The organism is Bradyrhizobium prioriisuperbiae, assembly GCF_032397745.1.
In the GTDB taxonomy this organism is placed as follows: Bacteria; Pseudomonadota; Alphaproteobacteria; order Rhizobiales; family Xanthobacteraceae; genus Bradyrhizobium_A; species Bradyrhizobium_A prioriisuperbiae.
Map to the genome: position 1 here is coordinate 1,511,293 of NZ_CP135921.1, position 20,828 is coordinate 1,532,120.

The 20,828-nt window shown below is 63.5% G+C and carries 18 protein-coding genes; 6 read left to right on the forward strand and 12 right to left on the reverse strand.

Going from position 1 to position 20,828, the window contains the following annotated elements; all coding sequences use genetic code 11:
* Positions 1 to 64 precede the first annotated feature (64 nt).
* Positions 65 to 1,618: a benzoate-CoA ligase family protein gene (locus tag RS897_RS07070; RefSeq protein ID WP_315835871.1), complete on the reverse strand. Its 1,554-nt coding sequence runs from the start codon at positions 1,616 to 1,618 to the stop codon at positions 65 to 67.
* A 270-nt stretch (positions 1,619 to 1,888) separates the two neighbouring features.
* On the opposite strand from RS897_RS07070, the gene RS897_RS07075 reads away from it, so the two are divergent.
* Together RS897_RS07075 and RS897_RS07080 are read left to right on the forward strand one after the other, a co-directional pair.
* The gene (locus tag RS897_RS07075) at positions 1,889 to 2,815 is read left to right on the forward strand and encodes a helix-turn-helix transcriptional regulator (RefSeq protein ID WP_315835872.1); all 927 of its coding nucleotides are present in this window, start codon (positions 1,889 to 1,891) and stop codon (positions 2,813 to 2,815) included.
* On the forward strand, positions 2,815 to 3,384 hold the full coding sequence (locus RS897_RS07080) for a hypothetical protein (RefSeq protein ID WP_315835873.1): 570 nt from the start codon (positions 2,815 to 2,817) through the stop codon (positions 3,382 to 3,384). Before RS897_RS07075 ends, RS897_RS07080 begins: the two co-directional genes overlap by 1 nt.
* On the opposite strand, the gene RS897_RS07085 is transcribed toward RS897_RS07080, so the two are convergent.
* From RS897_RS07085 to ppk2, 11 genes are all read right to left on the reverse strand, one after another.
* A complete protein-coding gene (locus RS897_RS07085) occupies positions 3,375 to 4,103 on the reverse strand; it encodes a helix-turn-helix domain-containing protein (protein WP_315835874.1) in 729 nt (242 codons plus the stop codon). The two genes, RS897_RS07080 and RS897_RS07085, sit on opposite strands and share 10 nt — an antisense overlap.
* The gene (locus tag RS897_RS07090; protein ID WP_315835875.1) at positions 3,995 to 4,780 is read right to left on the reverse strand and encodes a cysteine hydrolase family protein; all 786 of its coding nucleotides are present in this window, start codon (positions 4,778 to 4,780) and stop codon (positions 3,995 to 3,997) included. The genes RS897_RS07085 and RS897_RS07090 overlap by 109 nt, the downstream gene beginning before the upstream one ends.
* Positions 4,781 to 4,953: 173 nt before the next feature.
* Positions 4,954 to 6,717 carry a patatin-like phospholipase domain-containing protein gene (locus RS897_RS07095; protein ID WP_315835876.1) on the reverse strand — a complete coding sequence of 588 codons (1,764 nt, stop codon included), beginning with the start codon at positions 6,715 to 6,717 and terminating at the stop codon, positions 4,954 to 4,956.
* Between the two features lie 229 nt (positions 6,718 to 6,946).
* Entirely contained in the window at positions 6,947 to 8,026 is a 1,080-nt protein-coding gene (locus RS897_RS07100) for an NAD(P)H-dependent flavin oxidoreductase (RefSeq protein ID WP_315835877.1), read from the reverse strand.
* Positions 8,027 to 8,162: 136 nt separating this feature from the next.
* Positions 8,163 to 9,047 carry a LysR family transcriptional regulator gene (locus RS897_RS07105; RefSeq protein WP_315835878.1) on the reverse strand — a complete coding sequence of 295 codons (885 nt, stop codon included), beginning with the start codon at positions 9,045 to 9,047 and terminating at the stop codon, positions 8,163 to 8,165.
* Between the two features lie 115 nt (positions 9,048 to 9,162).
* Positions 9,163 to 9,549: a RidA family protein gene (locus RS897_RS07110; protein WP_315835879.1), complete on the reverse strand. Its 387-nt coding sequence runs from the start codon at positions 9,547 to 9,549 to the stop codon at positions 9,163 to 9,165.
* Between the two features lie 15 nt (positions 9,550 to 9,564).
* Complete coding sequence (locus tag RS897_RS07115; RefSeq protein ID WP_315835880.1) at positions 9,565 to 11,898, reverse strand: acetamidase/formamidase family protein; 2,334 nt, start codon at positions 11,896 to 11,898, stop codon at positions 9,565 to 9,567.
* Positions 11,899 to 12,093: 195 nt separating this feature from the next.
* Positions 12,094 to 13,335 (reverse strand): acetamidase/formamidase family protein, encoded by a 1,242-nt coding sequence (locus RS897_RS07120; RefSeq protein WP_315835881.1) that lies wholly within the window; start codon positions 13,333 to 13,335, stop codon positions 12,094 to 12,096.
* A gap of 63 nt (positions 13,336 to 13,398) precedes the next feature.
* Positions 13,399 to 15,021 (reverse strand): amino acid ABC transporter permease/ATP-binding protein, encoded by a 1,623-nt coding sequence (locus tag RS897_RS07125; protein ID WP_315835882.1) that lies wholly within the window; start codon positions 15,019 to 15,021, stop codon positions 13,399 to 13,401.
* Positions 15,021 to 15,938 (reverse strand): ABC transporter substrate-binding protein, encoded by a 918-nt coding sequence (locus RS897_RS07130; RefSeq protein WP_315835883.1) that lies wholly within the window; start codon positions 15,936 to 15,938, stop codon positions 15,021 to 15,023. Before RS897_RS07130 ends, RS897_RS07125 begins: the two co-directional genes overlap by 1 nt.
* Before the next feature lie 336 nt (positions 15,939 to 16,274).
* Positions 16,275 to 17,201, reverse strand: coding sequence for a polyphosphate kinase 2 (gene ppk2, locus RS897_RS07135; RefSeq protein WP_315835884.1), 927 nt, complete (start codon positions 17,199 to 17,201; stop codon positions 16,275 to 16,277).
* A gap of 195 nt (positions 17,202 to 17,396) precedes the next feature.
* Here ppk2 and RS897_RS07140 point away from each other — a divergent pair, with 195 nt between their 5' ends.
* From RS897_RS07140 to RS897_RS07155, 4 genes are all read left to right on the forward strand, one after another.
* Positions 17,397 to 18,365 (forward strand): LysR family transcriptional regulator, encoded by a 969-nt coding sequence (locus RS897_RS07140; protein WP_315835885.1) that lies wholly within the window; start codon positions 17,397 to 17,399, stop codon positions 18,363 to 18,365.
* 102 nt (positions 18,366 to 18,467) lie between these two features.
* Positions 18,468 to 19,178, forward strand: a complete 711-nt coding sequence (locus RS897_RS07145; protein ID WP_315835886.1) for an SDR family NAD(P)-dependent oxidoreductase — start codon at positions 18,468 to 18,470, stop codon at positions 19,176 to 19,178.
* 29 nt (positions 19,179 to 19,207) lie between these two features.
* Positions 19,208 to 19,456, forward strand: a complete 249-nt coding sequence (locus RS897_RS07150) for a tautomerase family protein (RefSeq protein WP_315835887.1) — start codon at positions 19,208 to 19,210, stop codon at positions 19,454 to 19,456.
* A 120-nt stretch (positions 19,457 to 19,576) separates the two neighbouring features.
* Entirely contained in the window at positions 19,577 to 20,824 is a 1,248-nt protein-coding gene (locus tag RS897_RS07155; protein ID WP_407654537.1) for a YbfB/YjiJ family MFS transporter, read from the forward strand.
* Positions 20,825 to 20,828 lie beyond the last annotated feature (4 nt).

Below are 20,828 nucleotides of genomic sequence, written 5' to 3' on the forward strand. Positions count from 1 at the left end.
AACCGGTCTGAATGCTGCCACCCGGATGTCGCTACGCTCATCCGGGCTACAAGCGCGAACAATTTCAGTTCGCTGCGTCGCTCTCGCGCAGCTTGAAGCGCTGGATCTTGCCGGTCGCGGTCTTCGGCAGCGTCTCCACCACCTCGACCCAGCGCGGATATTTCCACGGGCCGATCTTCTGTTTGACGTGCTCTTTCAGAGTCTCGTGCAGACCGGCAGTGTCGGTACCGGCTTTCAGCACCACATAAGCTTTCGGCTTCAGCAGGCCTTCCGGATCGGCTGCCGGCACCACCGCTGCTTCCAGCACCGCTGAGTGCGTGATCAGCGCGCTTTCAACTTCAAACGGCGACACCCAGATGCCGGAGACCTTGAACATGTCGTCGGCGCGGCCGCAGTAGGTATAACGGCCCTCGGCATCGCGGGTGTATTTGTCACCCGTGCGGGTCCAGTGGCCCTCGAACGTTCCGCGACTCTTGCTGCGCTGATTCCAATACCCCTCGCCGGCAGAAGGCGCGTTCACGATCAGCTCACCGACCTCGCCATCGGCGACATCCTGGCCCGCGTCATTGACCAGGCGCACCGCATAACCCGGCACCGGCTTGCCCGAAGTGCCGTATTTCACATCGCCCGGCGCGTTCGACAGGAAGATATGCAGCAGCTCGGTCGAACCGACACCGTCGAGAATGTCGACGCCAAACCGTGCTTTCCAGCTCTGCCCCACCAGTTCCGGCAGGGCTTCGCCGGCCGAGGTGCAGACCCGCAGCCGCTTGGTGCGCGGCATGGTCTTGAACGTCTCGTCGTTCAGCATGGCCGCGAACAGGGTCGGCACGCCGAAGAAGATGCTGGGATCGTGGCGGCGGATCAGCTCGAACATCACCGCCGGCGTCGGGCGTTCCGGATTGAGAATGGTGGAGGCACCGACCGACATCGGGAATGTCAGCGCATTGCCCAGCCCGTAGGCAAAGAACAGTTTCGCCGCGGAGAGGCCGACATCGCTCTCGCGGATGCCGAGTACCTGACGTGCATAGGTCTCCGCCGTCGCCTCCAGACTGGAATGCAGATGGCGCACGCCTTTCGGCATGCCGGTCGAGCCCGACGAGTAGAGCCAGAACGCCGGCTCGTCCGGATGGGTCGCGACGGTTTCGAATTGATCGGTTTCGCGTGCCAGTTCGTCGGCCAGCCGGGTGTGCCCCAACGCATCGGCGCCGGAAACGACAACGTGTTCGAGATCCGGCAACTGCGGCAGGATATCGCGCACCGAAGGCCACAGCGCTTCCGAGACGAACAGCACCCGCGCGCGGCAATCCGCCAGCACATAGGCATACTGTTCCGACGTCAGCAGCGTGTTCAGCGGCACCGGCACGATGCCGGCGCGGATCGCGCCCAGGAACACGATCGGAAAATCGATCGTGTCCAGCATGATCATCGCCACTCGCTCCTCGCGGCGCACGCCAAGCCGCTTCAGCACATTGGCAAGCCGGCGGCTTTGGGTCTGCAGGCCGGCGTAGGTGATCTCGGTTTGGGGATCGCTGAACACGACTTTGGCGCCGCGCCCTTCCGCAACGTTGCGGTCGAGCAGATAGGTCACGGCGTTATAGGCGCCTGAGGAACCGCTCATCGGGTCTGCTCCCAATCCTGTTCGAGGCAGGGACGAACCACCTGTGTATATCTCAGCGAACTATGAACTATATTTCGCGCAGTTGCGCGAGCGATCTCGCCGCTGACGACCACAGCGTACTCTTCCCTAGTTTTTAGAATTATAATTCATATAAATACACCCCGTGCGCTTGCTGTCAATCACTGTCGGCACTATGTTTCAGGCTCAGTAGTTACCGAATCCGCCCCTCATTCCGCACCTAATGCACCTTTGGAGCCCCGGATCGCCTGGATGACCGAGCCAACCGACAGCACGCAGGCTGAGCTGGAAGACGACTTCCTGCAGCAGCTGGGACAGCGGGTCCGCACCATGCGCGGCCTGCGCGGCATGTCGCGCAAGGTGCTGGCACGTGTCTCCGGAATTTCGGAACGCTACATCGCCCAGCTTGAGAGCGGCAAAGGCAATGTGTCGATCGTGCTGCTGCGCCGCGTGGCCCAGGCCATGGGGGCGCCGCTGGAGGATTTGATTCCTGCCCATGAGGCCTCGCCAGACTGGCCGGTGATCCGCGACCTGGTGCGCAAGGCGACGCCGCTGCAGATCGCCCACGCCAAGGACATCCTTTCCGGCCAGAGCACAGCAGCGCTCGCCCAGCGCAAGGTTACGTTCGCTGGCATCGCCCTGATCGGGCTGCGCGGCGCCGGCAAGTCGACCCTCGGCAAACTCCTGGCCGAGCGGATCGGCTGGACCTTCGTTGAACTGAACAAGGAGATCGAGCGGCAGAACGGCCTGTCGGTCGCCGAGATCATCGCGCTTTACGGCCAGGAAGGCTTCCGGCGCATGGAGCAGGCGGCGCTCGGACAATTGCTGGCGCGCAAGGAGCCGATCGTGCTCGCCACCGGCGGCGGCATCGTCTCCGAACCGCTGACCTTCGATCTCGTGCTGTCGTCGTTCTACACCATCTGGCTGAAGGCCGAGCCGGAAGAGCACATGGCGCGGGTGCGACGCCAGGGTGACCTGCGGCCGATGGCCGACGATCGCTCGGCGATGCAGGAGCTGCGGACCATCCTTCTAAGCCGCGAGCCGCTGTATTCCCGCGCCTCCGCCGTCGTCGACACGGCCGGGCTGACGGTTAAAGACGCCGCCGCGCGCCTGATCGATGCGGTGACCCCGGTGCTGGCACAGGATACCCACGAGTTTGCCGCACGCGCGGCGTCGTGATGACCGCGCCTTCCGATATCGTAACCACCACCGCTTCAGCCGATAGCGGCTGCGCCCGAACGCTGGCCGAGCTGCTGCGCGGCCGCGGCTTGCCGGCGGAAACCCTGATCGCGATCCGGAACGACCTGCATCCGGAGCACGCGTGCAGCGATTTCCGTTCGATCGCCGATCTCGAAACAGCCGGCGTGCTGCAGATGTACGATCGCATGCAGGACGGCCCGCGCATCGCCCATGACAGTTGCGTGCTCTCCTTTATGGCGCTGGGCGACGGACGGGCCAAGCTCACCTCACATCGCCGGTTCTCGATGCGCCGCCCCGGCATCGCGCCCGGCGATATCGTCTACGACTATGACGCGGCGCATCTGCTGCACAGCTTCATCGCTGGCGCGATGGCGCCCGTGTTTTACGACGTGGCTGACGAGCCCGGCCTCGACGATCTGATCGGCCGTCTGGTGGTGCAATGGCCGGAGCCGATGACGCAGGACATTCGCGCGGCGGACGATGCGGCGATCATTGTGGTGCAAGGTCAGGACGGCTTCGGACGCGGAATTGACGATCGTCATGAATGACGAATGATGACGATGTACTCCGCGGGTAGATTTTCCGGATTCTCGAAGGTCACCGCTCGCACGACATCGAAATCGAGGCAATCGCCCGGGTTAAGATCAAATCGCTTCAGATCGATATGAATCGATAATTTCCCGCTCAGCATCAGGACCTGCTGCGAATAGGCACGCCTCCCCCAGGGATTGTAGGGAACGCGCGCGCCGCCGGGCAATTCGACGACGATGACCTCGATTCCGCTCGACACGTTCAGCGCCGAAGCATGCCGTCGGCGATAGCCGGTTTCCGGATCGCGCCAGACGGGCTGATCCTCCAGACGGCTCAATCGTTCCGGCGGACGGTCGCTCAACCCGATGATCGAACTCAACGTAACATCCAGCGCTGCGCACAGTTTGCCCAGCAGAACCGCGGTGGCGCTGCTCTCGCCACGCTCGACACGCCCAATCATCGAACGGCTGACTTTGGAGCGCGCCGCAAGCGCGTTCAAGCTATAACCGGCGCTCATTCGAACAAGCTTGATCCGCGCTCCGATTTTCTTGTCCAGGTCGTTCTGATCCATCAGATCTCGCACATCAGGAAGGCGGGAGCCTCGAAGCACGCGAAGCTCCCGAAGTATCAGACCTTGCGGGACAGTAACTCCACGAACCGGTCCGACGATATCACGGGCGCAAAGAAATTGTTGATCCGCTCCATCGCCGCGGCTTCCTGCTCCGGCTTCTGACACGCGCAGGCATCGCCGATCACGATCGGCAGATACCCGGCATCGCGTGCCGCGCGAGCATTACCTTCGATGCACCAATCGAGATGTATGCCGGTCAGCACGATCGTTTGAATTCGCTTGCGGCTCAGTTCGAGCGGCAATTGCGTGCCGGCGAACGCCGTCTGTAGCGCAAGTTCGTTGAACTCGTTGTCCTCCGGCTGGACCAATGCCCGAAGTTCGCCCACAAGTTCACCGTCCTTTTTCTTCATCTCCGGCGTAAAATTCAGGCCTTTCACCCAGCTCGCATACTGGACGCGATCAAAATCGCTTTGCGGATAATCTTCCCGGAAGACTTCGTAGCCGATCCAGTTGAACGACCTGAAGTTTCGCGCCTTTCGCGCCGCGGCCACGACCTTGACCGTTGCTGGCAGGCTTCCTCGTTCGCGGTGCTTTTCGCCGGCTTGAACCCCTCCAGCGTCATAAAGCGATTTGTTCTGGCTGACCGACATGAAAGCCGCAGGCCGCGACAAAATTTCGCCGAGATCGAGTTCCTTCCACTGCGGCGCGAGTTCTGGGATTGCATTGATCCCGCCTACGCCCGAAGCAGCCTTGGCTGCTTCGTTGGCAAGAATGATTGAGGTCGTCGCTAGAGCAGTTGCACCGGCCAATGCTTGTCGTCTGGAAGCGAGAGGAAAACTCATCGGAAAATCCTTGCATCTGTTTGAAGTTGAGCCATGCCGCCGATCACCAGGCCATGATGATTCTTCAACGCGGCTCTCCAACAGGAGCAACCGATGTGCCAGCTGCAAGATTCTTTGGTCAATATATTGGAATTTTACCGCGTCGATCCACTTCGCTGGGAAACGCCCACACTCTAATACTTTGGGGTGATGCGCAGGTTGGTCGCGGGTTTCGGGATGACTCCGTCCCTCACCGTCGGCTCGTCCCGCCACCGCAGCCCGAGTTCGGACAATTCCCGACCGCGCGCAAGGAGGACTTCACAAACTGCAGCGGTCTGCTCGTAGGTTGAAGGGTGCGCCGCGTAACGTTCGAGAAAATGGCCGAACCCTTCGGGAGCACCGGGCCGCGTCTCATAGGCTGCAGCAACATCGTCCAGGGTTTCCTCGACACGCGCCATGGCCACAAGAAATCGGCGCCACCGATGTGCGTCGAGATCAAACTCGTCGCACAAGGCTTCGCCGGCCTGCTTGCCGTAATCGACGAGGTCATGGACAGTCTGTTCGTCCATCGCCATGTTGAGACCGCCTTCTTCCGGCTTCAGCCCGATATGGACGATCCGCTCGCGATAGCCCGGCAAGATGCTTTGCAGATTGTCCTGCCATTCCCTGGCGGAATCGATCAGGCGCACCAGGAATCCCAGGATGCCGTCAACCGGCTGCATGGGGATGCGAATGCCTTCGTTGGCCGATGTCGGCAGCCAGACGCGATCGGCCCAGCCGCGTGCCTCATCGAAATTGTCGATGGAGATGGCGAACGTCGGCGTATTGGGCAAAAGCCGGTCGAAAAAATGAATTGGAAAATTGCTGGACAGGCCGCCATCGCTGAAGAGGCACCGTCTCAACTTGTTTCGCTCGGCCTCTTCGGCAAACGCAAAATCGCGCGCCCACAACGGCACGCAGCAGATCAATCCGGGAAAGCTGAGACTCAGCCGGGCGCCCACGACCAGCGGAAGGCGTTCTGCATCCGGAAAATAGAAGAATTCGCCGCGCTCTTCCGGCAAGGCCTCATAGCGTTCGCACTGGCTCACCAGATACGCCATGATCCGTTCGGGAAAGAGCTTGCTCCATTCGCCGCGCTCAAAGACGAAACGCCGCTCCTGCAGCATCGGCAAGGTGTAGGGGCGACGCTCCATCAAACTGGTGGTCACTGTCGCCAGATGAATCGGCGGCCGGCCGTCCGGAGGTGCCAGCAAAGCGCCGAAGGTTAAAGGATCGGATCCGTCCGTGCGGCCACTCGCTTCATCGATCAGGCGCGCCAGCCAATCGGTAAGCGCTTCCGACTGCCCCCCGGGCTGCTGAATTCCCGGACACAGGCCGAAATCGTTCGCGACAAAATTCGTCGTTGCCGATCGCAGCAGTCCATACGTGACCGCGGCCAGGGCACCGAGAGCCGCAATCATCAGACCGCAGACGATGAATCCACCGCTGGACAGGAGCTGCCAGGCCAACAGCGCGAGCAGAACGCCCGGCAGGCTGCCGAGCAGCGCGTTGCGCCAGTAGCCTTTCAATGCGGCCTCGGCGACAGCGAAGACGCGCCCAAAGCTGCTCTTAGCCGTGGCCAGCGCGATGAAGATATCGAACCAGGGTTTCAGTTGCGGGGCCGGTTGAAACAACGGCAACAGATCCGAGCCGAGCTCATCGGGAACCTGTTCGATCCGCGAAAAGCCTGCCGCGTTCGCGGAGCGACCGTATTCGGCCGCAGCGGCCGCAGCCGCCGCGATGGCTCCCGCCGAGGTGCCTCCGATGTTCGAGAGGCGAAATTTCTTGGACAGCGCCACCAGCGCGAGAGGGTAGACAACGCCGCTGGTGATACCGCCCTTGAGGACGATGTCGCAGAAATTGCTGGGGCGCTCGCCTATTCGTGGAGATGACTCGTCTTGCGGGAGTACGAGTGCCATCGCGAATGCCTCCCTGGCTCCGAAGCAATGCCTTTGAGCATCTCGGCGTCTGGTTCGTCGGGAGGAGGATGATAACCGGCGATCGATGACGTGCGTAAAAAAATGCGCTCTGATCAGGACAGTGCGCAACGCTCACTGATGCAGCGAGATCGGATGCTTCGGAATGGAACACAAGGTTCCTGAAGCCACTCAGAACCGGCGCAAGCGGATATCGTTGCGGGCGCGCGCTTCACCTCAGCAATGTACGCGCGCCTTCCCAGAGATCGCTGACGACCTCACCGGCCGGTTGTGCGCGCGCCAGTGCACTCGCCTGTCCCGCCCAGGCCTGCATGCGATCGATGTCATTGGCCTTGATGGCCGCGTCCCGCATCGCCTGCGTCAGGCCGCGCTGCACCGGATACGGCGCAGGCTTCGGCGCCTGCGCCGATGTCGCCGCACGCACATACGCCGTGGCGATCGAACGGCCGGGACGACCGGAAAACGTGCGGCTCACCGCGGTCTGCTCCGGCAAGGTGCGACCCAGCGCATCGGCCCATGCCGGCGGCAGTTTCGCTTCCGGGCAGCGCAGGAAACCAGTGCCGACCTGCACCGCGGACGCGCCGAGCAGCAGCGCCGCGGCAACACCGCGAGCATCGGCAATGCCGCCGGTCGCCACCACCGGAATCTTGACCGCGTCGACAACTGCCGGCAGCAGCGCAAACAGCCCGACCATGGTGGCTTCCGCCTTCTCCGCATCGAAGGTGCCGCGATGGCCGCCCGCTTCCATGCCTTGGGCGACAATGACATCGGCACCGGCCGCTTCCGCCGCCTTCGCCTCGCTGACCGTTGCGATGTTGGCGAACCATTTGATGCCCAGCGCCTTCATGCGCGCGACGAACGGCGGCGGGTAAAGCCCCATCACCGACGAGATGATCGGCGGCGCGCACGCCAGCATCGCCTCGCACTGGGCCACGAAATCCGGTGGTGTCGCATCGCCGGCCTCGCGCGCCACCTCCGGGCCCCACTCGCCCAGAAACGCACGCACGGCGCCTTCCGCATTTGCATCGCGCTGCGGCGGCGGGTCGGGAATCCAGAGGTTGAGGGCAAACGCCCCGTTGCTGCCGGCGCGCACCTCCGCGGCCCAGGCCTTGATGGCCGCGGGCTGCATCAGCAGCGCGCCACAACTGCCGAGCCCGCCGGCATTGGCCACCGCAATGGACAGCGACGGCGGACAGGCGCCGGCCATCGGCCCCAGCAGGATCGGCACCCGCAGATTGAAGGAGGCGGCAAACGCTTCGGCCCGGGCAAGGGCCGGATGGGAGTTCGTCATGGCGGATCGCCTGTCTCGGTTCAGCCAGCAAAGGTCACGGCGCGAACGCGCCGTCACGGCAAACTAAAACGGCCGGCGCGCGCCGCGTAATGGTTTGATCAGATCGCCGCCATCGCTCGCGGTGATTGCAGCCGATCTATTCGGCCGCCACGACGTGCGGCGTCGGCAGCCGTGCCAGATCCAGGAAAGCATGCAGCGCGCTCGACACCAGCGCTTCGCGGTGCCGGATGAAGACGGTTTCAACCCATCCCTCGCCATCCGGCAACGGATGGATGCGGACGCGCTTGCGCTCCCAGACCTTGTCGAACATCGCCCGCGGCAGCAGGGTCAAACCGATGCCGGCGCTGACACAACTGACGATGGCTTCCAGCGTCCCGAACTCCAGCAAACGCACCCCGACAATGCCACGCTGTGCCAGCAAGGCTTCGAGACGCAGGCGGTAGGAACATCCGGCCTTCAGCACCACGATCTTGAGATCAGGCCTGGTAATGAGCTTCTCGAACTCGACACAGGGAGAGGTCAGCACCACCAGCTCTTCCTGAACGAATGGCTCGACCACCAGGTCCGGATGATTGACGGGGCCACAGACATAGGCGCCATCGAGCTTCCGTTCCAGCACCTGCTCGACCAGTTCGCAGGTCGTGCCGGTTTTCAGCGACAGGTCGACCGCGGGATAGGCCGCGGCAAACTCGGCCAGGATCGGCGAGAGCCGCAATGCCGCGGTTGTGTCCAGCGAGCCGACCACCAGCGGGCCGAATGGCGTGCCGTCATCGGCAACGGCGCGCTTGGCATCGTCCAGCAGATGCGCAGCCCGCTCGGCATAGGGGATGAGCCGCTGCCCCGCTGATGTCAGCGTGACGCCGCGATTGGTCCGCTCGAACAGGGCGAAGCCCAGTTCGTCTTCCAGCGATTTGATGCGGGCGGTGACGTTCGACTGCACGGTGTTGAGCGCCAGCGCGGCCTTGCTCATGCTGCCCGTGCGGGCAACCGCCTGGAACACCCGCAGATCAGCCGCATCCATCTCGCAATCCTCTCGTTCTTGCCCGGCATCTTACCGGATCGGCGCGAACGAGGCCAACCCAGCAGGCTGGCGCGCGGCTGTCATGCGATCGGCGCAAGCGGTCACGGCGGCGAGGTCAGCCCGGCCGGCGGGCGACCAGGTCGATCTCGATCAGCGCGTCATAGGCCAGTCCAGTGACGCCGACACAGGTGCGCGCCGGTAACCGGTTCTCGGCGAAATAGCTGCGATAGGTCTCGTTCATTGCCGCATAGTCGTCCTTGAAGCGCGTGAGATAGATGCGCGCCATCACCACATGCTGGAAGTCGAGACCGAGCCCCGCCAGCACCACGCGCAGATTCGCCATCACCGCGTGGGTCTGGCTCACGATGCTGTCCGGCAGCACGCCGGGCGCTGCCGGCGTGTCCGGCATCTGGCCGGTGATGAAGACGAAACCGTCGGTTTCGACCGCATGGCTGAAGGGCGCGACCGGCCTGGGGCCGCCGCTGATCATGTGAAATTGCATTGCCGGATAGCCTTTTCAGCTTGGGGATGGAGGCGCGTACGCGAACAGCCGCTTGCTCAGGATGGCATGGACGCCCCAGTTGCCGTCGACCACTTGCGTGACGCCGAAATCGACGGCGGCCGAGATCAGCGCGATTGCTTCGTCTTCGCTCAGCCCCCGGGTGGTCATGAGAAAGCGGCGAACCTTGCGAAAGGCATCCTTCATGGCGAGATCGAGCGACGACTTCGCGTAGACTTCACTTTGCCCCTTCGCGCCGAACTCGGCGAGATAGTTCGGATGGCTGAAGCCGGTGAGCACCCAGTCGGTTTCGGTCTCGATCAGGGGATAAGTCAGGTCGGCGAATGGACGGCCGGCGAGATCGGCCTTCTTGTGCAGAACAACCTGAAACGTTCCGGTCATCGAGCACTCGATCGCTGTTCCGCTCAGTTCGCCGTCACCCTGCGCCGCATGGGGATCGCCGATCGACAGCAGCGCTTCGGGCACCGAGACCGGAAGATAGACCGCCGAGCCCTTGCCGAGCCGCCAATTGTCGAGGTTCCCGCCGAAATAGGCGGGCGGCACGGAATCGATGAGATCCGCTTCACGCGGCGCCACGCCGATGACGCCAAAATGCGGCCGCAATGGAATCCGGATGCCATCGAGCACCGCGTGCCGCCGCCGTACGGTCTCGGCGGCAACGGGCACGCCGGGATAGTCATAGGTCTGGTGCACCACGCCGAACGGATCAGTCTGCGGCTGCCAGCGGTAGGAGTACAGCGCGCGGGCGTGCGGCTCGCCTGTATCGGTGATGATCTCGTAGATCGTCACGGCTTCGCGCGGCATCGGCTCCGACAGGAATTCGCCATAATGATAGCCCCACCAGGCGGCGACGCTGGAGCCGAACACGCGGTCCGCGTAATCCGGATTGCGGCTCCGCCGCGGCACGATGTCCAGAATGCGAACCTCCAGCACGTCGCCCGGCTCGGCCCCCTTGACCGCGATCGGGCCGGTGCAAATGTGGACACCAAAACCTTCGCCGGCGCCGCGGCCGTAGATCGAGGCATCGAGCGGACCGGCACCGCGGCGGTCCACGGCTTTTTCCTCGCGCGTCCAGCGAAACACGCTCTCCGCCCCCGGATCGCCAACGATCATGCGTTCGGGATCGTCGGACGCATGCTGGGTCAGGGTCTCCACCGTGATGGTGTCGCCGGAATAGATCTCGATCAGCGGCTTGAGTGAGCGGCTGAAGAAACCCCAGTGCACCCGCTCGGCATCCACCGGCAGATGGTGATGCGCGGGTCGGCCGCCGTGCCGGGGAGCCGGCCCTGGCGCCGGTCCGATTGATCCGATGACCGGAGCCGCCTTGTGCGGACGCAACTGCGCGAGCGCATCCTGCGGCCAGCCGCGCTGCCCGGCGGCCATGCCTGATCCCGCGGCGCGCTCCGCTTCATGCTGCCGGAACGCGCGAGGCGACAGGCCGAAGCGCTCGCGAAACGAGCGGCTGAAATGCGCGGCATCGCTGAAGCCGCAGCGAAAGGCGATCTCGGACACGGAGCGATGCGCATCCGCCGGGTTCGACAGATCGGCCCAGCAGCGCTGCAATCGACGCTCGCGCAGATAGTGCGTGAAGTTGTCGCCGGTGCTCTCGAACAGCTTCTGCAGATAGCGCTCGGAAATACCTTCGATCTGCGCGATGCGCGCCAAGGAGATATCCGGATCGTCGAGCTTGCGCTCGATCGTGCCGCAGATCCGATGGAACAGCGAGGCCTGTGCGCCGGTATCAGGACCGTTCGTCTGGCGCAACAACGCCAACAGCATCTCGGCAAGACCTAGCCCGATCGTGGTCCACGCATCGGGAGTCAATGTTTCGAGCGTCGCGGAGGTGGCTTCGAGGGTGCGACTGAGCACACCGGCCAATCCGTCGGGGGCGACGATGCGCGCATCGCCCGATTCGGGGACGCCGATCTTCCGGCCACCGAACGCCTCGGCCGTCACCGCGAGCACGACGGCGCGCATGTCGCGCTGAAGCGTCAGCCGCCATGTGCCATGCCGCGGCAGCACGACAAGATGACCGGCGGAAATGAGTTGTTGCGCAGCCCCCTCCGTCTTCAGCACCGCACCACCCTCGGCGGGCAGCAGCAGGACGGGGAGATCGGAACGCTGCTGGAGCGGCGACAGGGTCTGCGGTCCCGCGGCAAAGCGCATCAGTCCGATGGTATCCGATGCCGCACGGGATAGCGCCGTCACATGCCGATCATGCATCGGCGACAATGGCGCCGTCTGCAGGCCGAATGCGCGGAGAACGTCCTGCCAGGCAGCGCCCCCATCGTCTTCGGAGTACGATTCACTCGTGAATGGGCGAATACTCATGCGTCGGCCAGGGTCAGCAATGAGGCCAGAGATGCCCTTGATCGAAGCAACAGTTGTGCCAGTGGGCGCGCCAAAGCTCTGCCGCCCGGCCAAGGCGCCCGCCAGTGGAACCGGAACGGCAGTCATGGAGGTGGAATCCTTCATTCGATCACGCGAAACATCCGACGGACGAAACCGGTGGCTGCATCCTCCTCCTTACGTGCAGGTGAAGACATTCTTGCGGATCGACCCGTGCACGCCCCAGTTGGCATCAACCACCTGGGTCACGCCGAAATCCGCGGCGACCGACATCAGCGCGATGGCCTCATCCTCGCTCAATCCCTTCGTAGTCATGAGAAAGCGTCGCAGCTTGCGGAAGGCGTCGCGCATCGCCTGGTCCAGGCTGGAATGGTTGACGATATCGGTCTGTGCATTGGCGCCGAGTTCGGCGAGATAGTTGGGAAACGTGAAGCCGTAGACCGACCACTGCTGGTCGGTCTCCAGCATCGGATGGGTCAGCCCTTCCAGCGGCGTGCCGCCGAGATCGCGGTTCTTGTGCAGGATGAATTCGAAATCGCCGGTCAGCGAGGTTTCGATAGCGGTGCCGCCCAGCTCGCTGTCGCCCTGCGCCGCATGCGGATCGCCCACCGAGAAGAAGGCGCCGGAAACGGCGACCGGATAGTACATCCGCGCGCCTTTGCCGATACGCCAGTCGTCGATGTTGCCCCCGGTATACCCCGGCGGAATAGAGCTGACGAAATCGGACTCCGCCGGCGCAAGGCCCATCGTGCCGAAATGCAGCCGCGCCGGCACTCGGACGCCGGTCAGGATATTCTCCCGCTTGCGCACCAGGGCGTGATCCACCCGCACACCTGGATAGTCGATGGTCGAATGCACGATTCCGTCAGGATCGGTCTGCGGCGTCCAGACGTAATTGTAGACGGCTTTCGCGTACGGCTCGCCGGAGGTGTCGAGCTCGAAGATGGTGACGACCTCGCGCGGCCTCGGCTCCTCGACCAGGTCGTGATAGTGAAACCCCCATGATGCCGCAACGTTGGAGCCGAAGCAGCGGCCGGCATGACAGGCGCTGCAGCTCGGACGCGGCCGCACATCGAGGATGCGAACCTCGAGGATATCGCCGGGTTCGGCGTTCTCGATCGCGACCGGTCCGGTCAGGAGATGCACGCCAAGACCTTCACCTGCGCCGCGCTGAAACGGGCCTTCGACCGAGCCGGCACCACGGCGGACAACCGCCTTTCGTTCCCGGGTCCACTGAAACACGCTTTCGGCGCCGGGATCGTTCGCGATCATGCGCTCGTAGTCATCATTGGCATGATGGGTCAGCGTCTCGATGGTGGCGCGGTCGCCGGATTTCAGCGTCAGCGCCGGGGCAACCGCCTTGCTGAAATAGCCCCAGTGAACGGTTTTGGGCGAGACCGGGAGCAGATGATGCTTCATGGATGAACCTCGATGAACGGCTGGCGTGCCGCGCGTTTCTGTCGTGAGTGTCCGGTCATGGTGTCAGGCCGACGCCTCCAGCGTCTTGTCTGCCTCCATGACGCTGAGAAAGCGGGCGGTCAGGGGATGGCGGGGGCTGGTCAACACCTCGTGCGCGGGGCCTTCCTCGATGATGGCGCCGTCGCTGAGAAAGACGACACGATCCGCGACTTCGTCAGCGAAGCGCAGCTGGTGCGTCGAAATGATCATGGTCAGGCCATCCTCGACCGCCAGCCGCCGGATGACTTCCAGCACCTCGTTGACCAGTTCCGGATCGAGCGCCGAGGTCGGTTCATCGAGCAGGAGGACACTGGGATTCGGAGCGATCGCACGCGCGATCGCGACACGCTGCTGCTGGCCGCCGGACAGGTGTCGGGGCAGCGCATCGGCGCGATGACTCAGGCCGACGCGCTCCAGCAGGTCCCGTGCGCGCCGATCGGCGTCGATGCGCGAGACGCCATGCACCCATCGCAGCGGGCCAGCGATATTCTCCAGGGCCGTCAGGTGACTGAAGAGATTGAATTGCTGGAACACCATGCCGACGCCGACGCTGGCGCGCTCATTGGCGATCTCGCGCGGCGACAGCGGCTGGCCATCTCCGCGGAATCCCATGCGGCGGCCGCCGACTTTGACAATTCCCGCGTCCCACCCCTCGAGATGATTGATACATCGCAGCAGCGTGCTTTTGCCGGATCCGCTCGGACCCAGCAGCGCGACGACTTCACCGACGCGGACTGTGAGGTCGAGGCCGGCGATGACCGCCTGACGTCCATAGGCTTTGCAGAGACCGCTGACATCAACAGCCACATCGTTGTGAGCAAGCGCGGCCGATCGTTTGGTTCGATCCGCCCGCGAGACTTTGGCGTCTCTCGGAGGCACGGCCTGCGGCACGTCGGCAAGCTGCGCGGCGGCGCCGGCAATCGGTCGTGCAATCGGCTCCGTCACCAATGGCGCACGATACCAGGGCAGTAACCGGGCGAGACGATTTTCCGGCGCTGGCCTGTCAAGATCGAGCTGCCGTTCCACAACCAGTTGAATGATGCTGACCCCGCCGGTGAGCCCCAGATAGATCAGTCCGGATGCAAAGAAGATAGAAAAGAAATCGAATGTCGACGATGCAAGTTGAGTGCTTCTCAGCGTCAACTCCTGGACGGAAATCACGCTCGCAAGCGACGAATTCTTCAAGGCACTGACGGTTTCATTGCCGAAAGCAGGGATCATCGTGCGAATAGCCTGGGGCGCGATGATGCGCCGCATCAGCAACGCCGGCGTCATGCCCAGCGCCTGGCCGGCGGACACCTGTCCGCGATCGATGCCAAGAACACCGGCGCGAAGCATTTCAGCAATGAAGGGTGCCTCATTGGCGGCCAGCGCAAGACCCGCGGCACCGATCGCGCTCAGCTTGATGCCGATATGCGGCAATGCGTCGTAAGCGAACACCATCTGCAGGATCAGCGGCGTGCCGCGGAAGATCACGGTATAGCCGCGGGCAAAAGCAGCCAGCACAGCAAACCGGCTGAGCTGCATCGCCGCAAGGATCAAACCCAGAATCAGCCCGCCGGCCAGACCGAGAGCGGTCACCGCAAGGGTGAACCAGATGCCCTCGATCAGATACGGCATGCTGAGATAGTGGACGAACAGCGACATTACTTGACCGAAAGAATGCGCGGCTCTTCAAAGTTGTTGACGTCGAGATTCCACTTCTTCAGCAGGTCCATGTGGCTTCCCGCCTTCTGAACTTCGATCAGGGCGGCCATCACCGCATCGCGGAACTCAGGCTTGTTCTTCGGCACGGCGATGCCGACCGAGTATGGGATGGTCACCGCCAGGGCCTTCTCCAGCTTGTCGGGATAGGCCTTCACCGCCTGATCGACGGTATTGACGTCATTGACATACGTGTCGGCGCGACCGGCGAGGATGGCCTGAATGCAGTTGGCGTTGTTGTCATAGAGCTGGATGGTCGGCTCGGGTTTTCCGGCGGCCTTGCACTGGGAAGCAAGCGCCTGAATCAGCGGAACCTCGACATAGCCGGTGTTCTCGGCCGCGGCGGCGCCGCACATCGACAGATTGATGCCGTCGATTTTCTTCGGGTTGCCCTTGGCAACCAGAACGCCGTCGAACACCTTGGAGTAGGTGATGAAGTCGGCCGCCTTCGCCCGTTCCTCCGTCGCGTAGATGTCGGAGATCACGATATCCGCCTGTCCGCTCGCCAGAGTCGTCAGCAGGGCCGCGAACGTCACCGCCTTGTAGGTCAGCTTGAAGCCGAGGCACTCGCCGATCTGTTCGCCGAGATCGATGTCGAAGCCGATGTATTTGCTCGGATCCTTCGGATCGATCGACTCATAGCCCGGCGTATGCGGGTTGATCGCATTGACCAGCGTCTTGCCCTTCAGAGACGGATATTTCGCCTGCAGCGCGGCGCACCCTGCCGGCGACGCCGCCTGGGCTTGCCCCGACACGCACAGTGCGATCAGGCACGCGCCGGCGAGAGCAAGAGTGCGCCAGCGCCCGGCAGACGTGCCGATCTGGAAACGCCGCGTGTCCTCGAAAAGACCTTTCAGCATCCGATAAACTCCTCTGTTGCCGGCGAGCGGGTGCGCTCACCATGGCTGACCCGAATGCAGAGGAGTTTAGAAGCGGCGGCCCGCAAAAGACTTGTCTCGGGACGTACAAACACTTGCCGCCATCAGCGTCAATTTTTGTGCAGCGACTGGGCAGTTTTTGAGCGCTGGCCCGTTCAGGGATCGGCAGACCTGCGGAGACGTGAACCGGACGGAGTTGACCGGCAGTCCTCGCAAACGCACGGCGCAGGCGTTGCCTTACACCAGGGTCTCGTTCCAGCGGCTCAATCTGTTGAGCGCCGTCGAACGCGACGGCGCTTCTCGACAGCTCAGCGAAATTCAGTAACGTTCCGGCACGTACAGCTCGGCCGGGACCGGGCCACGGTGATAGTCCGGGTTGCGCACCCGGGCCGGCAGGATCACCGGATCATGCGTGACGTCCTGATAAGGGATCTGCTCCAGCAGATGCGCGATGCAATTCAGCCGCGCCTTCTTCTTGTCGACGGCCTGCACCACATGCCAGGGCGCCTCCGGGATATGGGTGTGCTCCAGCATGGCTTCCTTGGCCTTGGTGTACTGCTCCCAGCGGCTGCGCGCCTCGACATCCATCGGGCTGAGTTTCCACTGCTTCAGCGGATCGTGGATGCGCATGGTGAAGCGCAGATGTTGTTCCTCATCGGTGATCGAGAACCAGTATTTGATCAGAATGATGCCGGAGCGCACCAGCATGCGTTCGAATTCCGGCACCGAGCGGAAGAACTCCTCGACATCGGCCTCGTTGCAAAACCCCATCACCCGCTCGACGCCGGCGCGGTTGTACCAGCTACGGTCGAACAGCACGATTTCGCCGCCGGCCGGCAGATGCGAGACGTAGCGCTGGAAATACCATTGGGTGCGCTCGCGCTCATTCGGCGCCGGCAGCGCAGCGACGCGGCAGACCCGCGGATTGAGCCGCTGGGTAATGCGCTTGATCACACCGCCCTTGCCGGCGGAATCACGCCCTTCGAAGATCACCACGACCTTGAGCTTCTGGCTCTGCACCCAGCTCTGCAGCTTGACCAGTTCGCCCTGCAGGCGGAACAATTCCTTGAAATAGACGCGACGCTCGACGGTCTCCGTCGGCGAATGCCCCTCCAGCTCGTTGGTCAGCGCATCGAGGCGATCGTCGTCGATTTCGAGCTCCAGCTCCTCGTCGAAGGAATCCAGCATCTCGGCATGAATACGATCGTGCAGGGATTGCGCGCCATTGAGGGGCTTTTCGGTCATGGAGGTCTCCGCGCGGGCAAGGGTATGGGCTTGCTCCGTTTATGTGCCAAACCCGATGTCAGTGGTGTGACGGCGGCTCGGAGACCGGGACACCCCCGGGCGGCGCCGCGCCATACCTTCCTGCGCGCCAGCTTGCCGCCAGGCGGATGAATACCTATGGTTTGCTATCCAGCATTCCCTGAGACGGAAGAATAAATGGACCGCATCGACGCCATGAAGGTTTTTGTGTCGGCGGTCGACGAGGGCAGCCTCGCCGGTGCCGGCCGACGCCTGGGCCGGTCGCCGGCTGCGGTGAGCCGGGCGATCGCCTTCCTTGAAGCCCATGTCGGCACCGAGCTGCTGCATCGCACGACCCGGTCGCTGAAGCTGAGCGAGGCGGGCGAGCGTTATGCCACGGCGTGCCGCCGCGTGCTGGTCGATCTCGAGGAGGCCGACATTGCCGCGGCCGGCGAGCGCTCGGCGCCGCGCGGCACGCTGACACTCACCGCGCCCATCATCACGGGTGAGGACGTGCTAAGGCCGGTGCTCGACGCCTTCATGAACAAATTCCCGGCGGTGTCCGTCCGGCTCTATTTGCTCGATCGACAGGTGAACCTGATCGACGAAGGCATCGACGTCGCGCTGCGGATCGCGCATCTGGCAGATTCGAATTTCGTCGCCACCCGCCTGGGCGACGTTCGCCGCGTGGTCGCGGCGGCGCCGGCGTATCTGGAGCGGCACCCGATCATCACCACGCCGGCTGATCTGGCGAAACACCAGATCATCGCGATGACGCATTTTGGGCTGGAGTCCTGGAGCTTTCCGCCGGCTGATGGCTCCGCCGTGCCGCGCACCGTGCAGTTCGCGCCGCGGATGATCGTCAACACGGTGCGCGCAGCGGTTGCCTCCGCCGTGGAAGGCCACGGGATCGCCCGACTGTTTTCCTATCATATAGCCGACGAGATCCGGGACGGACGGCTGCAGATCCTGCTCGACAAGGATGAGCCGTCACCGCTGCCCGTTCACCTGCTCGCCCCGGAGGGACGTTTCTCGGTGCCCAAGGTGCGGGCCTTCATCAACTTCGCCGTGCCGCGCCTGAAGAGCTATTTCACCCGGCTGTCGCGCGAAGCCAGCCGGAATGCCGCCGCCATTCGTTCGCCAAGCGGAAGAGTGTCTGCCGAATAGCGGGCATTCGCACCACAAACCGATACGCCTAGCTTGATCCTCACAGGCCGAAACGGCCCGGCGGCAACCAGGTTGCCGCTCACGAAGATCACGGAGGCTATCATGGGTGCAGAGCAAAAAGTCGTCATCATCACCGGCGCATCGCAAGGCATTGGCGCGGATCTGGTGAAGGGATATCGCGACCGAAATTATCGGGTGGTCGCCAACTCCCGCGCGATCAAGCCGTCGTCGGACCCGGACATTCTGGCGGTCCCCGGCGACATCGCCGATCCGAAAACGGCCGAGCGTATCGTGTCGCAGGCTCTTGAGCATTTCGGCCGCATCGACACGCTGGTCAACAATGCAGGCATCTTCATCGCCAAGCCGCTGGTCGACTACAGCGACGAAGATTACGCGGCGATTGTCGGGATCAACCTTAACGGCTTTTTCCAGATCACCCGGCGCGCGGCCCGCGAAATGCTGAAGCAGGGATCGGGACACATCGTGCAGATCACGACCACCCTGGCCGAGCAGGCCAACAGCAACGTGCCCTCGGTGCTCGCGTCGCTGACCAAGGGCGGGCTGAACGCGGCGACCAAGTCGCTGGCGATCGAGTACGCAAAGAAAGGCATCCGGGTCAACGCCGTATCCCCGGGGGTGATCAAGACACCGATGCATGCGCCGGCCACGCACGAGTTCCTTGCGAACCTGCACCCGGTCGGGCGGATGGGCGAAGCCAAGGACATCGTCGACGCGGTGCTGTTCCTGGAGGGTGCGTGCTTTGTCACCGGCGAGATCCTGCATGTCGACGGCGGCCAGAGCGCCGGCCACTGAGCACCCCTCAAAATTCAGGAACAACGATCATGCCCATCGTCACCATCCAGATCACCCGTGAAGGCACCACGCCCGGCAAGGCGGCGGCAACGCCGGAGGAAAAGGCGGCCCTGATCAAGGGCGTCAGTGAACTCCTGCGAGATGTGCTGAAGAAACCGCTGGAGTCGACTTTCGTCGTCATCGATGAGGTCGACACCGACAACTGGGGATGGGGCGGCGAGCCCGTCCTCGATTATCGCAAAAAACTCGCACAACAGCGCGCAGCCTCCGGGCGCTAATTCGTCGGATTGGTGGCGTGCGGCGAGCAAAGCCCGCACGCCCCGCCATCGTTGCAAACGATGGCCGTCATCAGAACTCTTCATTTTCCACGCGGCGTCGCGAGGTCTAACCCCGTGTCCATGTCCAGCACCAATGTCAGTCATCATCATTCGGCAGCCCACCATCACAAGGAGGGCGGCTCTGCATGGCTCTTCGCCGTGGCGGGCCTGTGTGCGTCGCTTGTCGGGCTGGGCCTCGCGCGCTTCGCCTACACACCACTGATCCCCGCCTTGATCGCAGCCAGATGGTTCAGCCCCGCGGACGTGGTTTATCTCGGCGCCGCCAATCTGGCCGGCTATCTCGCCGGCGCGCTGCTGGCCCGCGAGCTCGGCGCTCGCGCCGGCGCAGTGCGCACGCTGCGCACAATGATGGTGCTGGCATCGCTGTCCGCTCTCGCCTCGTCCGTGCCGCTGTCGTTTCTGTGGTTCTTTGCCTGGAGATTCCTGTCCGGGCTGTCGGGCGGCGTGATCATGGTGCTGGCCGCATCGACCATCCTGCCGCACACCGCACCGGGCAAGCGCGGCCTCGTCGGCGGCGTCATCTTTGCAGGCGTCGGCCTTGGCATCGCGGCATCGGGCACGCTGGTTCCGCTGCTGCTGCAACAGGGACTCAAGCAGGCCTGGTACGGCCTTGCGCTGTTGTCCGCGGTGCTGACGCTCATCAGCTGGAAGGCATGGCCGACAGAAGCGACCACCACCGACAGCACGCAAATTGATCAAACGCCGTCACACGGCGGCCACGCGGGCGTGATCCGGGCACTGTGCGCGGAGTACGGCCTCAACGCCCTGGCGCTGGTGCCGCATATGGTTTTCCTGGTCGACTTCGTAGCACGCGGTCTCGGCCAGGGCATCACCGCAGGATCACACTACTGGGTGCTGTACGGCATCGGCGCGATCGTCGGGCCGCTGCTGGCCGGACATCTCGCCGACCGTTCGGGCTTCGGCCCGGCGCTGCGTGTCGCCTTCCTGATCGAGGCGATCGCCATCGTGCTACCCGCTATCAGTACTTCGCCAACAATCATGATCGTTTCGAGCCTGATCGTCGGCGGCTTCACACCCGGCATCGTGCCGCTGGTACTCGGCCGCATTCACGAACTGGTGCCTCACAGCAGCACGGGCCAGCGCGCCGCCTGGGCGCAGGCGACAACGACGTTCGCGCTGTTTCAGGCGGCAGGTGCCTATGGACTGTCGTTTCTGTTCGCGCGTACCGGCGGGGACTACGCCATCCTGTTTGTGATTGGAGCCGGCGCGGTGGCCGCCGCACTCGCGATCGACCTCGTCACGGCATTGACGATCGGACGTCAACGCAAGCCCGCGCGGCCGCACTGACGTC